General features: G+C 46.1%; 14 protein-coding genes and 1 tRNA gene. All 15 read right to left on the reverse strand.

The genetic code is table 11. The annotated features are described in order from the left end of the window. On the reverse strand, window positions 1-139 hold a 139-nt coding region (locus Q8R38_01350), incomplete at its 3' end, for a GTP-binding protein (GenBank protein MDP3790673.1). 29 nt (window positions 140-168) lie between these two features. Continuing rightward, window positions 169-2,253: an elongation factor G gene (fusA, locus tag Q8R38_01355; GenBank protein MDP3790674.1), complete on the reverse strand. Its 2,085-nt coding sequence runs from the start codon at window positions 2,251-2,253 to the stop codon at window positions 169-171. Window positions 2,254-2,298: 45 nt separating this feature from the next. Further along, window positions 2,299-2,766, reverse strand: coding sequence for a 30S ribosomal protein S7 (gene rpsG, locus Q8R38_01360; protein ID MDP3790675.1), 468 nt, complete (start codon window positions 2,764-2,766; stop codon window positions 2,299-2,301). A gap of 18 nt (window positions 2,767-2,784) precedes the next feature. Then, a complete protein-coding gene (rpsL, locus tag Q8R38_01365) occupies window positions 2,785-3,201 on the reverse strand; it encodes a 30S ribosomal protein S12 (GenBank protein MDP3790676.1) in 417 nt (138 codons plus the stop codon). A 3-nt stretch (window positions 3,202-3,204) separates the two neighbouring features. Then, window positions 3,205-7,332: a DNA-directed RNA polymerase subunit beta' gene (rpoC, locus tag Q8R38_01370; protein ID MDP3790677.1), complete on the reverse strand. Its 4,128-nt coding sequence runs from the start codon at window positions 7,330-7,332 to the stop codon at window positions 3,205-3,207. Then, a complete protein-coding gene (gene rpoB / locus Q8R38_01375; protein MDP3790678.1) occupies window positions 7,329-11,051 on the reverse strand; it encodes a DNA-directed RNA polymerase subunit beta in 3,723 nt (1,240 codons plus the stop codon). Before rpoB ends, rpoC begins: the two co-directional genes overlap by 4 nt. A 48-nt stretch (window positions 11,052-11,099) precedes the next feature. Further along, on the reverse strand, window positions 11,100-11,480 hold the full coding sequence (rplL, locus tag Q8R38_01380) for a 50S ribosomal protein L7/L12 (protein MDP3790679.1): 381 nt from the start codon (window positions 11,478-11,480) through the stop codon (window positions 11,100-11,102). Window positions 11,481-11,538: 58 nt separating this feature from the next. After that, window positions 11,539-12,108, reverse strand: coding sequence for a 50S ribosomal protein L10 (rplJ, locus tag Q8R38_01385; GenBank protein MDP3790680.1), 570 nt, complete (start codon window positions 12,106-12,108; stop codon window positions 11,539-11,541). A 2-nt stretch (window positions 12,109-12,110) separates the two neighbouring features. Further along, window positions 12,111-12,806 (reverse strand): 50S ribosomal protein L1, encoded by a 696-nt coding sequence (gene rplA, locus Q8R38_01390; protein MDP3790681.1) that lies wholly within the window; start codon window positions 12,804-12,806, stop codon window positions 12,111-12,113. Continuing rightward, window positions 12,807-13,232: a 50S ribosomal protein L11 gene (rplK, locus tag Q8R38_01395; protein ID MDP3790682.1), complete on the reverse strand. Its 426-nt coding sequence runs from the start codon at window positions 13,230-13,232 to the stop codon at window positions 12,807-12,809. A gap of 3 nt (window positions 13,233-13,235) precedes the next feature. Then, the gene (gene nusG / locus Q8R38_01400) at window positions 13,236-13,766 is read right to left on the reverse strand and encodes a transcription termination/antitermination protein NusG (protein MDP3790683.1); all 531 of its coding nucleotides are present in this window, start codon (window positions 13,764-13,766) and stop codon (window positions 13,236-13,238) included. Beyond that, the gene (gene secE, locus Q8R38_01405) at window positions 13,767-13,958 is read right to left on the reverse strand and encodes a preprotein translocase subunit SecE (protein MDP3790684.1); all 192 of its coding nucleotides are present in this window, start codon (window positions 13,956-13,958) and stop codon (window positions 13,767-13,769) included. An 81-nt stretch (window positions 13,959-14,039) separates the two neighbouring features. After that, a tRNA-Trp gene (locus Q8R38_01410) sits at window positions 14,040-14,113 on the reverse strand. A gap of 41 nt (window positions 14,114-14,154) precedes the next feature. Next, window positions 14,155-14,307, reverse strand: a complete 153-nt coding sequence (rpmG, locus tag Q8R38_01415; GenBank protein ID MDP3790685.1) for a 50S ribosomal protein L33 — start codon at window positions 14,305-14,307, stop codon at window positions 14,155-14,157. Window positions 14,308-14,310: 3 nt separating this feature from the next. Further along, window positions 14,311-14,440: elongation factor Tu (tuf, locus tag Q8R38_01420; GenBank protein MDP3790686.1), on the reverse strand; the 130-nt coding region annotated here is incomplete at its 5' end.

Raw genomic sequence — 14,440 nt, forward strand, 5'->3', positions numbered from 1 at the left:
AGCTCTTAGCGGTTGCTTTGCCCTTCTTAGCAAGAGTTGCAAGGATAGATGCTGTCAAAGTAGTCTTACCATGGTCGATATGACCTATTGTACCTACGTTAACGTGCGGCTTACTCCTTACAAATTGTTCCTTTGCCATAAAAACTCCTTTCGCCTCTTTCCTTTAATTTAAGCTGCTTTCTTTACTATCTTATCTGATATATTTCTTGGCACTTCCTGGAAGAAGGAAGGCTCCATTGTATAGGTGGCCCTACCCTGTGTAAGGCTCCTAACCGTGGTTGAATAACCGAACATTTCATTTAATGGCGCATCGCCTCTTACTACTTTAAGATTCCCTCTATCTGTTATAGCCGATATTCTGACTCTTCGCGAATTGAGATCGCCTATAACATCTCCCATATACTGTTCCGGAACTTCGACTTCCAGGTTCATAATGGGCTCGAGCAGCACCGCGCCGCCATTCTTCATAGCCTCATTCAATCCTATTCTTGCTGCCAGTTTAAACGCTATATCTGATGAATCGACTTCATGATACGAACCGTCGACAAGCGTTACTTCAAGGTCGGTTACCGGGTATCCGGCCAACACGCCGCTCTTTGCGGCTTCAATAACACCTTCTTCTACGCTGGATATATATTCACGCGGTATCGCGCCGCCGATAATCTTGTTATTGAATACTATCCCTGTACCCTTCGCTGACGGAGCTACATCGAATACAACATGTCCATATTGACCGCGTCCACCGGACTGCTGGACAAACTTACCGACAGAGCGATTGGACTTCGTAATAGTCTCTTTATAAGCAACCTGCGGTTTATCGACGTTGGCCGCGACGTTAAATTCGCGCAGCATTCTATCTACTATAATTTCCAGATGGAGTTCGCCCATACCGCTTATAATAGTCTGGCCTGTTTCTTTATTATATGTAACCCTGAATGTCGGGTCTTCTTCTTCAAGTCTATTCAGGGCCATGCCTAATTTTTCTTCATCAGCTTTTGTCTTCGGCTCTATAGCCATCGAGATAACCGGCTCGGGGAAATGTATCGCTTCCAACACTATGGGATTGTCCTCATCACATAGCGTGTCCGCAGTCTTGGTATTTTTTAAGCCGACTGCCGCAACTATGTCACCAGCACGAGCGAATTCTATTATCTCCTGCTTATTAGCATGCATCTTAACAAGCTTTCCTAATCTCTCTTTTACGTCTTTCGTTGAATTATATATATATTCTCCGCTCTTAAGCACTCCGGAATATACCCGCAGATAGGCGAGCTTGCCCACAAACGGATCGGCCTTTATCTTGAATATGAGGCCGCAGAATTTTTCATCTTCAGACGGTTTCCTCTCGACATCTTCATTGGTCTCCGGATTCTTGCCTTTAACAGGCGGTATATCCACAGGTGACGGCATGTATTCTACTACGGCATCCAACAATGGCTGAATGCCCCTATTTTTAGCGGATGCTCCGCAGAGCACCGGTATGATATTGCCCGCAACAGTAGCGTGCCTTATATATGAAATAAGCTCGTTAGGATATATGCCTTGTTCATTTATATACTTCTCCATAACTATCTCATGAGCCTCACCCAAAACCTCAATTAGCTTATGCCGGTATTCGCTCGCAAGAGGCTTAAGATCCGCGGGAATCTCTTCCACGTCGAAAGTTGAGTTTTCGTCTTCCCCTTTATATACATATGCTTTCATTGTGACAAGATCTATCATGCCTTTAAAATTACCTTCGGCTCCTATCGGTATCTGCAATATCAGGGGTCTCGATCCGAGCCTTGCCTTTATCTGCTCGACCACGGAAAGGAAGTTGGCGCCCGTTCTATCCATCTTATTAACGAATGCTATTCTCGGTACCTTATATTTATCAGCCTGTCTCCACACAGTTTCGGATTGGGGCTGCACACCGCCTACCGCGCAGAATACTACCACCGCCCCGTCCAGGACCTTCAAAGATCTTTCAACTTCTACTGTAAAATCGACGTGGCCGGGCGTATCTATAATATTTATGTTCTTGTCTTTCCAGAAACAAGTCGTGGCCGCGCTCATTATAGTAATGCCGCGCTCCTGCTCCTGGACCATGAAGTCCATAGAAGTATTACCGTCATCTACGTCTCCGAGCTTATGTATCTTGCCGGTAGCGAACAGTATCCGCTCGGTCGTAGTGGTCTTACCTGCGTCGATATGCGCTATTATACCTATGTTGCGCAGCTTCTCTATTCTTGTTAATTCTTTAGTCTCTGTCATTTTTATTGGTCTATCTATAATTAGTTCTTGCGCCATCTTCTATTTTTACCATCTGTAATGAGCGAACGCCTTATTCGCTTCCGCCATCTTATGCGTATCTTCTCTCTTCTTCATAGCGCCGCCTTCACCCTTAAAAGCATCCAGTATCTCGTCTGCCAGCTTTATCTCCATAGGCTTGCCTTTTTTCGCTCTGGCGAAGTTCCGTATCCATCTCATCGCTATCGACATGCCGCGCTCCGCTTTTACTTCTATCGGGATCTGGTATGTCGCGCCGCCTATTCTGCGGGGCTTTACTTCCAGTAAAGGGCGGGCGTTATCTAAAGCCTTCTGGAATACTTCCAAAGAACCCTTGCCGGTCTTCTCGGCCAAAATATCAAAACATCTGTAAACTATCTTTTCCGCGATCGCGCGCTTACCCTGGGTCATAATAATATTTATAAAGCGCGAAACGGTTACATTCTTATATTTCGGATCCGGGGTTACCTGTCTTTTCTCTGCTCTACGTCTTCTCATTTATATTCCTCATTAACTTTAAGCGGCTGCGGGTGCTTTAGCCTTTACCGGCCCAGCCCCTTTTTCTTTGGGCTTCTTAGCTCCATACTTAGAACGTGATTTCTGCCTGTTCGCGACACCTGCGGTGTCAAGCACGCCTCTTACTATGTGATATCTTACACCTGGCAGGTCCTTTACTCTTCCGCCTCGGACCAGCACTATAGAATGTTCCTGCAGATTGTGTCCTTCACCGGGTATATAAGATGTGACCTCAATATGGTTAGTGAGCCTGACCCTCGCTACTTTTCTCAATGCCGAGTTAGGTTTCTTGGGCGTCTGCGTCTTAACCTGCAGACAGACTCCGCGCCTTTGAGGGCACGATTTCAAAGCCGGTGACTTACTCTTCTTTTTAAAGCTCTCTCTGCCAAGTCTGATTAATTGATTTATTGTCGGCATATATTACTTTTCTTCTTTCTTATCTTTTTTCGATTCTTTTTTTGATCCTTTTTTCGACTCTTTTTTGGATTCTTTTTTGGATTCCTCCGCTACTTCCTCTATTACTTCTTCCTTCACATCCGCATTCTCTTTCTTGGCGTCATCAAAAACATGCTTAACCATCTCTATATTTCTATGCGCCTCAAAACCTGTGCCGGCGGGGATTAAATGCCCCATTATAACGTTCTCTTTTAAGCCCCTTAAGTAATCTATCTTGCCATTGGCAGCCGCTTCCGTAAGAACCCTTGTTGTTTCCTGGAAACTTGCGGCGGAAATAAAGCTCTCGGTATTCAACGAAGCCTTCGTTATACCTAAAAGTATCGGCGTTGCGCTGGCGGGCTTGCCTTTTTTCTTAACTACCCTCTTATTTTCATCCAGGTATACATTGCGGTCTACCTGCTGGCCCGATAAGAATGATGTGTCGCCCGGCTCCTCGATCCTCACCTTGCCCAGCATCTGCCTTACTATTACTTCTATATGTTTGTCGTTTATCTTTACACCCTGCAACCTGTAAACTTCCTGAACCTCATTAACGAGATATTCCTGTAACTTCTTATCTCCGGATACTTTTAAGATATCCTGAGGTACGACAGGGCCGTCTATCAACTGCTGGCCGGCAAAAACTTTATCACCCTTGTACACATTCAGATGCTTTCCGTGGGGTATCATGTATTCTTTCTTCATGCCGGTGGACGAAGTTATTATAACTCTCTTCTGGCCCTTCTTTGATTCGCCAAATTCCACAATACCGTCTATCTCGCTGATGATAGCCGGATCTTTCGGTCGCCTTGCTTCGAACAATTCCGCGACCCTTGGCAGGCCTCCTGTTATATCCTTTGTCTTTGTGACGACTCGGGGCGTCTTGGCCAAAATATCACCTGCGGTAACCGTCGACTTATCGTGCACTATGATATGAGCGCCGGCAGGAATTGGATATATCGCCAAAACCTCATCCTTGGAATCCATTACCAATATCTGCGGATGATAATCTCCTTTGTGTTCAACGATGACTCTGTTCTTTAGCCTGGTAGCGGGATCAAGCTCTTCTTTCATGGTCAGACCTTCTCTGATGTCTTCAAATTTAAGCTTGCCTGTAACTTCGGTCAATATAGGAACTGTATAAGGATCCCACTTTACAAATATAGTTCCGGCCTTTACCGTATCGCCATCGCCCGCTCTTATAAAAGCGCCTTGAGGAAGCGTATGTCTCTCAAGCTCCCTGCCCTCTTTATTGTTGATGCTGATCTGGCCGTTTCTGTTAAGAACGATATATTCGCCCTCTTTTCTTGTCTTGACTACTTTGAGGTTGTGATATTTGACGATACCCTCGTTCTTGGATTCTATGTAAGATTGTTCGACAATTCTCGACGCGGTACCACCGATATGGAATGTTCTCATCGTAAGCTGCGTACCGGGCTCACCTATCGACTGCGCCGCGATAATGCCGACCGCGGTACCCAGGTCGACTATCCTGCCGTTGGCAAGATCCCTGCCGTAACACTTTGCGCAAACACCATGTTTTGCTTCGCAGGTAAGAACGCTTCTGATTCTTATCTTCTCGATACCCGCCTCTTCTATCTTCTTGGCCTTCTCTTCATTAATCTCGCTTCCCGCCTCGACCAGCACGGTATCGGTAATAACATCGACTATATTATCAAGCGCGACTCTTCCGATGATTCTTTCGGCAAGCGGAACGACCACTTCATCGCCTTCTATTATAGCGCTTATAAGGATGCCGTTCACGGTATCGCAATCGTTAACAGATATGATTACATCCTGGGCGACATCCACAAGACGCCTGGTCATGTAACCCGAATCGGCCGTCTTTAGCGCGGTATCCGCAAGACCTTTGCGCGCGCCGTGTGTTGATATGAAGTATTCGAGAACCGTTAAGCCTTCCCTGAAGTTAGCTGTAATAGGAGTTTCTATGATTTCGCCGGATGGTTTTGCCATCAATCCGCGCATACCGGCCATCTGTCTTATCTGCAGCTTAGACCCTCTGGCGCCGGAATCCGCCATCATGAATACAGGATTAAATTGATCGAGCTCCTGGAATATCAGGTCGGATACGTCATCCGTAACGTGAGTCCATAAGTCTATTATCTTGTTGTAGCGTTCCCTGTCCGTTATAAGACCTTTCCTGTACTGGTCTTCAATATGAGCGACATCGGCCTTCGTCCTCGCCAGATATTCATTCTTCTTCTCGGGTATTTTGAAATCATCTACGGAAATAGAAAGGCCCGCTCTCGTAGCTTCTTCGAAACCGGCCTTCTTAAGATCATCCAATAATTTTATAACCGCGTTATGCCCTTTAACCTTGTAGCACTCATTGATGACCTTGCTTAGTCTGGACTTGCTCATAATGTCGTTAACAAAGGACATCCCCTGGGGAAGGTGCTGGTTAAACATAACCCTGCCCACTGTCGTCTCAACTAATTTATCATCTATCATAACTTTTATCTTAGCGTGGAGGTCGACTTCTTCGTCCTGCAGCGCGATGATTACTTCATCCATTGAGGAGAATATTTTATTCTCGCCTTTTACGCCGGATTTTTCTTTGGTGAGGTAGTAACAACCTAAAACTATGTCCTGTGTGGGTGTCGTGATTGGCCTGCCGTCGGCAGGTGAAAATATGTTATTCGAAGACATCATCATCAGCCGCGCTTCCATTTGAGCTTCGACTGAAAGCGGCACATGCACTGCCATCTGGTCACCGTCGAAGTCCGCGTTAAAGGCTGTGCATACGAGAGGATGGATTCTTATCGCCTTACCTTCTATCAATACGGGCTGGAACGCCTGTATGCTTAGACGGTGGAGTGTCGGCGCTCTATTTAACATTACCGGATGCTCTTTTATAACGTCGTCGAGGATATCCCACACTTCGAGCTTCGCCTTCTCTACCATCTTCTTGGCGCTCTTTATAGTATGGACAAATCCTTTTTCTCTTAATTTCTTTATTATGAAAGGCTCAAAAAGTTCCAAAGCCATCTTCTTGGGCAATCCGCATTCGTTTAATTTTAATTCCGGACCTATAACGATTACGGATCTGCCGGAATAGTCGACACGTTTACCCAAAAGGTTCTGTCTAAAACGGCCCTGCTTGCCCTTCAACATGTCGCTCAAAGATTTCAACGGCCTGTTTCCGGGACCGAGAACCGGCCTGCCGTGCCTGCCATTATCAAAAAGGGCGTCAACGGCTTCCTGCAGCATCCTCTTTTCATTTCTTATGATGATCTCTGGAGCCTTTAATTCTATAAGTTTCTTTAACCTGTTGTTCCTATTTATAACTCTTCTATACAGGTCATTTAAATCGCTTGTGGCGAATCTTCCGCCGTCCAGAGGAACGAGCGGCCTTAAATCAGGCGGTATAACAGGCAGTATCGTAAGTATCATCCATTCCGCTTTATTGCCGGAATTTTTAAAGGTTTCGACTATCCTTAATATCTTGGCGTTCTTCTTCAGAGTGGTGTCTGACTTCGAATCCTTCATATCTTTGCGCAGCCTGTCGGTCAGCTTGCCTAAATCCACATCTTTCATCAGGTCTCTTATGGCTTCCGCGCCCATCTTGGCGGTGAATTTATTGCCGTATTTCTCTTTATATTCTTTATATCTTTCTTCGGGCAAAAGTTCGTATTTCTTTAATGGAGTATCGCCCGGATCTGTAATGATATACTCTTCATAGTATAGAACTTTCTCGAGCTCGCGGGATGTTACTCCTATTAATATGCCTATCCTCGAGGGAATAACTTTGAAGAACCATACATGCGACACCGGGCACGCGAGTTCGATATGGCCCATTCTCTCACGGCGCACGCTCGAACGCGTTACTTCGACGCCGCACCTGTCACAAACTATACCTTTGTGTTTTATTCTCTTATATTTTCCGCAGTTGCATTCATAGTCTTTTGTGGGTCCGAATATCCTCTCGCAGAAAAGACCATCCTTCTCCGGCTTTAAAGTCCTGTAATTTATGGTCTCCGGCTTCTTTACTTCGCCCTTTGACCAGCTCTTAATAGCCTCCGGCGACGCGATCTTTATGCTTATCGCGTTAAACGGATTCACATCTTCTATGAGGAAATTTTTATCTTTCATTTGCTCTCTTTTTCTTTAGCGTCCGGCGGAGACTTTCTCTCCATCTTTATATCAAGGCCCAGGCTCTGCAATTCTTTAACTAAAACGTTGAACGATTCCGGCGTCCCCGGCTTTAAAGTGTGCTCTCCTTTGACTATAGATTCATAGATCTTCGTCCTACCCAAAACGTCGTCGCTCTTTACGGTAAGAAGCTCCTGAAGCGTAAAGGCGGCTCCATATGCCTCAAGCGCCCACACTTCCATCTCTCCGAACCTTTGTCCGCCGAACTGCGCTTTGCCGCCCAACGGCTGCTGTGTAACAAGCGAATAAGGCCCTATGGAGCGGGCGTGTATCTTGTCATCGACAAGATGAGCCAGCTTCATCATATATATGTATCCGACCGTGACCTTCTGATCGAAATTCTTGCCTGTAAAACCGTCTTTTACCGTAACTTTGCCTTCCAGCGGTATGCCGGCCTTCTTCATCTCTTCTTTTATCTCTATCTCGCTTGCGCCGTCAAATACGGGCGTAGCCACATAGAAACCTAACATCTTTGCGGCCCATCCAAGGTGCGTTTCCAGTATTTGACCGACGTTCATACGGCTCGGTACTCCCAGCGGATTCAATACTATCTCAACGGGTGTGCCGTCTTCCAAAAACGGCATATCTTCTTCCGGAAGTATCTTGGCTATAACACCTTTGTTTCCGTGGCGTCCGGCCATCTTGTCGCCGACCGATACTTTCTTCTTGCTTGCCACATAAACCTTTACCTTCTTTAATACGCCGGGCGGAAGCTCATCACCGCGCTTGACCCTGTCTATCTCTCGCTCAAGTTCAAACGTAAGCTCTTCTATCTGGCTGTCCAGAAACTTTGTTACCCTTACAACTTCCTGTTCAAGATCCGTATTATTATGAATTTTAATGCTGTCGAGATCGCCTTTTTCCACGATCTTGGCAAGATCTTTCACTCTTATCGTCCTGCCTTGAGCCACTAAGACCCTTCCAGATTCCTGATTTAATATGCTCGACGCCAGCTTCTGCCCCGCGAGCAGCTTATGTAATTTCTTCTGCTTCTCTTCTTTAATCTTTGCTATCTGCGTCTCGTAAGTGGCTTCCAGCGCCTTTATCTCTTTCGATTCCAGATTTCTCTCTTCCTTGGTCTTGGAGCGCGCGTCGCGTCTCGCGAATATCCTTACATCGACCACGATACCTTCCACGCCCGGAGAAGCTATAAGCGATGTATCTCTCACGTCTCCCGCTTTCTCGCCGAATATAGCGCGCAAAAGTTTTTCTTCGGGAGAAAGCTCCGTCTCTGACTTAGGCGTAACTTTACCGACCAGTATATCACCCGGCTCCACTTCAGCTCCTATACGCACGATGCCATTCTCGTCCAAGTTGCGCAGGGCCTCATCGCCGATATTTGGTATATCACGGGTGATTTCTTCATTGCCAAGGCGCGTATCTCTTGCTTCAACTTCAAACTCTTCTATGTGGAGAGACGTAAATTTATCTTCACTCACTAATTTTTCGCTTAAGAGTATGGCGTCCTCGAAGTTATACCCTCTCCACGGCATGAATGCTACAAGAACATTCCGCCCTAAAGCCAATTCACCTTCTTTTGTTCCGACGCCGTCAGCTATTACTTCTCCCGCTTTCACCGATTGGCCCAATTTTACCAATGGCCTCTGGTTAATACAGGTATTAGCGTTCGATCTTTCAAATTTTCTTAACTTATATATTTTCCCGCCTACTACTATTTCATCTGAATCGACGCTCGATACGGTGCCTGCGTGAGTCGCGACAACCACGGCTCCAGAATCTTTCGCGGTCCTGTATTCCATGCCGGTCCCGACAAATGGGGCTTCGGTATCCAGTAGAGGCACGGCCTGTCTTTGCATGTTTGAACCCATAAGAGCGCGGTTGGCGTCATCGTGCTCCAAGAAAGGTATAAGGCTTGCCGCGACACTTACCAGCTGTCTCGGAGAAACGTCCATATACTGAATATCCTTGGGCGGCACCTTAACAAAGTCGTCTTTATAACGGCAGAATACTCTATCGTCTACAAAGTGGCCTTTTTCATTTATCTTCGCGTTTGCCTGCGCGATAACATACATATCTTCTATATCGGCGGATAGGTAGTCTATTTTGTCCGTAACTCTTCCGCTCTCAACCTTCCTGTAGGGCGTTTCGATAAAACCAAATTCATTAAGCTTCCCGTAAGTGCTCAAAGAAGATATAAGACCGATGTTCGGACCTTCAGGTGTTTCAATAGGACAGAGCCTTCCGTAATGTGAATAGTGAACGTCGCGGACTTCGAAACCTGCCCTGTCTCTGTTTAAGCCGCCGGGCCCAAGGCCGCTTAAGCGTCTCTTGTGGGTCATTTCGGCGAGCGGATTGGTCTGGTCCATGAATTGCGACAACTGGCTGCGTCCGAAGAAATCACGAATTACGCTTGAAATCAACTTCGCGTTTAAAAGGTTATGCGGCATAACATTCGCGAGGTCATACAGATTCATGCGTTCCCTGCAAGCTCTATCGGCCCTGACAAGGCCTATTCTGATCTGATTTAAAAGAAGTTCGCCTACGCAGCGGACGCGCCTGTTGCCAAGATGGTCGATATCATCGATATTCGCTTCGCCGTTCTTTACAGCTATCAATTTCAGGATTACCTGTATGAGAGTCTCCGAATTAAGCAGTCTCTCCTCAAGCGGCGCCTTCATGCCAAGCTTGCGGTTAAGCATATGCCGGCCAACCTCGCCTAAGTCGTATCTCCTTATATCAAAGAATAACCTTTGAACGAGTGTGCTGGCAGATTCAGCGGTCGGAGGGTCACCGGGCCTTAATTTTCTATAGATGTCGAGCGCGGCTTCCTCTTTGGTTTTATTATTATCTTTCTTTATCGTATTTAAAATTTCGGGATATGATTTTCTTAATACTTCCACATACCGGATACCCGCGTCCCAGATCTTATCAACAAGTTCTTCGGCAATCGACTGGTTCTTCTCCGCTATTATTACATCGGCCTGTTTATCTACAACGTCCGAGGCGAGTGTGTGGCCGACCAGCTTTTCCAGCTGGGAATGCCTCGACAGCTCGTGTTTATCTATACCGCTAAAAGCTTTCGCTATTGCCTCATCATCAGAATATCCAAAAACCCGTAACAATGATGTCGCTAAAAATTTTCTGCGCCTGTCGATATAGACGTAAAGAACATCGTTTATATCTATTTCAAATTCTATCCACGCGCCGCGGTAAGGTATTATCCTGGCGGAGAACAGCTTCTTTCCGGTCAGGTGCATCTCTTCCTCAAAAGATATACCGGGCGAACGGTGAAGCTGGCTCACTACGACTCTCTCATCGCCGTTCACTATAAATGTGCCCGTATCGGTCATTAGCGGCAGATCGCCAAGATAGACTTCCTGCTCCTTGGTCTCTTTTTTAGACTTCAGCCTGAGCATAATCTTCAAAGGAGCCGCATACGACATTCCGCGCTTCTGGCATTCATAAATTGGGTATTTAGGCTTGCCTATACTATAACTCAAGTATTCAAGCTTATACTCTCCATCAGAATTTTCTATCGGAAATACTTCACGAAATGCAGATTCCAGGCCGATATTTTTGCGCTTTGTCTTCGCAACATCCGCCTGGAGAAATTCCTTATAAGAATCTAACTGAATATCCAGAAGATTGGGAAGGTCGTAACATTCCTCGATCTTCGCGTAGCTCTTTCTTTTTAGCATTTTTTCCTTATCTTTGACACTTTGACACGCTGATACCTGACACTATTTTTACTTTAACTCGATCTTCGCGCCAGCCGCTTCGAGCTGCTTCTTTATCTTATCCGCTTCGTCTTTCGTCGCGCCTTCTTTTATAGTCTTGGGTGCGCCGTCAACGAGATCCTTCGCCTCTTTTAGTCCGAGGGTCGTAATTGTTCTAAGCTCTTTGATAACGCCGATCTTATTCGCTCCGGCAGCCGCCAACACGACTGTGAATGTAGACTTCTCTTCAGCAGCTGCAGCCGCTCCGGCACCCGCTCCAGCACCGGCTCCGGCAGCCGCAACAGCGACAGGTGCTGCCGCTACCACTCCGAACTTATCTTCAAGCGCCTTAACAAGGTCAGCAAGCTCAAGGACTGTCATGACCTCTATTGTGTCCATAACGTCCTTCATCTTCTTCGTCAGTTCTTTCTTTTCCGTTTCCATTTGTTTCTCCTCTCCTTCTATTTTTTTATTGCGCTGCTTGTGCTGTTTGAGTCTGCGGCGCAGCTTTTTCCTTGCTTGTCTTTACCGCATCCACTACGTATACAAATTTTCTTATTATTCCGCCTAATACCATCACAAAACCTGTTATAGGAGCCTTTATTCCGCCTACCACCCTGGCAAGCAGCACTTCTTTGGACGGCAGAGCGGCCATCTCTTTTATCTTATCAACACCTATCAATTTCCCATCTATGTAAGCGCCTTTTATCTGGAATTTCTCGTGTGTTTTCGCGAAATTTACCAACGCTTTTGTGGTAGCCAAATAATCTTCGCCGCTTAACGATACTCCTACGCCACCGCCGACCATAGGTTTCGCGTCTTCTATCTTCAGCTGGTCAAGCACAACATTTAATATGGAATTCTTTACGACAAAGTAGGTGGAGCTGCACGGCCTTAAAGACTTTCTTACGTTTTCTAAGTCCGAGACCGATGAACCCATATAGTTGGTTATAAAAAAGTTTGGACGCTCCTTAATATCAGAAAGAAGCTCTTTCACCATTCGTTCTTTTGTAAGTTTACCGTATCCCTGTTTTGCCATTTTTATCTAAACTCCGTTAAGTCCAGTTTTATGCCGGGGCCCATCGTTGACGATAAGTAAAGGCTCTTAACATGCTGGCCCTTTAACCCGGATGGATTTGAATGCATTATCGCGTCTATCAATGTATGCGCATTGGTATAAAGCGCTTCCTCTGTAAATGACAGCTTGCCTACCGGAGCATGAACACCGGCCTGCTTATCCATCTTAAACTCTATCTTTCCTGCCTTTACCTCTTTTATTGTTTTTGCCGTATCCTGGGTGACAGTGCCGGACTTCGGATTGGGCATAAGCCCGCGAGGCCCGAGCACCTTTCCCAGTTTCGCTATATCTTTCATCATATCGGGCGTCGCTATTGCCACATCGAAATCCAGCCATCCACCCTGAATTTTAGCCGCTAATTCTTCCGCTCCGACAGCGTCAGCGCCTGCTGCCTTCGCCCTGTTCTCTTCCTCCCCCTTACAAAATACGATTACTCTTACCTTTTTGCCGGTGCCATGAGGAAGCGCCACGGTTCCTCGTATTGAAGCCGAGGCCGCGTTCTTCGGATCCACGCTAAGCTTGGCTGATATCTCAAGCGTCTCATCAAGCTTCATCTTAGGTGATTTTTTAATAATAGCTATCGCCTCTTTAAGGCCGTATGTTTTAGCCTTATCGAACGACGCATTGATTATCTTCATTCTTTTAGAAATTTTTGGCATTTATCCCTCTACGTCTATACCCATACTGCGCGCGGTACCCTTTATAATGCTTATCGCCTTATCCATACTCGGCGCGTTCAAATCTTTCATCTTAAGAGTGGCTATCTCTTTGATCTGATCTATCGTGACCTTGCCTACCTTCTCTTTATTAGGAGTGCCGCTTGCCTTTGCCACGCCGCACGCTCTTTTTAATAATACTGAACACGGGGGGCTCTTTATAATAAAGGTAAAGGTCCTGTCTTCATAAGCTGTAATAACTACAGGAAGCGTCAACCCTTCCTGGTTCTGCGTCTTGGCGTTAAACTGCTTGCAAAATTCCATTATATTAAGGCCATGCTGGCCTAAAGCCGGTCCTATTGGCGGCGCGGGATTCGCGCTTCCAGCCGGACAGTATAATTTAATAGTCGTTTTGATTTTCTTTGCCATAATTTAAATCTTCTCCACTTGCCACATTTCCAATTCAACCGGTGTCGCCCTGCCGAATATCGATATCATTACCTTAATCTTGCCTTTGCCCGCGTTAGCTTCTTCTATTGTTCCGTTAAAATTCATGAACGGGCCTTCCACTACACGTACCGCCTCGCCCTTTTCAAACATCACCTTGGGCGTCGGTTTCTCTTTCGCGTCCTTGGCCTGGCGCAGTATCGTATCTATCTCATCGCCCTTTAATGGTATCGGCCGCGCTCCCGCGCCCACAAAACCCGTAACTCCCGTTATGCTCTTTATCATGTACCAGGTGTCATCGGTCAAGTCCATCTCTATTAAGATGTATCCGGGAAAAAATTTTCTCTGCGATATCTTTTTCTTGCCGGACTTTATTTCAGAGACCTGCTCTATAGGAACGAGTACCTGAGATATTTTTTCACCTGCCAAGCCGGCCTTTATCTTTGCCTCTAAGGACGTCTTGATTCTGTCTTCGTATCCCGTCTGCGTGTGTATAACGTACCATTGCTTCGCCATTTAGACTCTCGACATTATTACATTTATTATTGTTGATAGAACCACGTCACATATGCCTATAAATATAGAAAGTATTGCCAGAGAGACCAGCACAACAATGGTAGAGCCGATAAGCTCCTCCCGCGTGGACCAGGATACCTTGCCCATCTCAAGCTTCACTTCACCCAAAAAATTGACAAACTTATTAGCCATAGCAATTACCAAATATTGCCTGTTTTTGCTTCCAACCCCTCTTACCTATATATATTGATTGTGCATCAATAAGGTAGCAGGTGGCAGGAGCGGGAGGAATCGAACCCCCAGTCACGGTTTTGGAGACCGTTGGTTTACCGTTAACCGACGCTCCTAATACCTTTGACTCCCGCCCAACAGCAGGATCTCTAAACTCCTATTTCATCTCCTTGTGCTGCGTGTGCTTCCTACAAAACTTGCAAAACTTGCTTCTTTCGAGCTTATCCGGATTCTGTTTCTTATTCTTCGTAGAATAGTAATTCCTATTCTTACATGCTGTGCATTCAAATGTGATAGGCTCTTGTGCCATTGTTTACTCTATTATTTCCGTTACAACTCCTGCGCCGACTGTGTGTCCGCCTTCTCTTATGGCGAACCTCAGCTCTTTTTCCATGGCTATGGGAGTAATTAATACTACTTCTACCGCGACGTTATCTCCGGGC

This window comes from Candidatus Omnitrophota bacterium (genome assembly GCA_030695905.1).
Taxonomy (GTDB): Bacteria; Omnitrophota; Gorgyraeia; order 2-01-FULL-45-10; family 2-01-FULL-45-10; genus CAZHPY01.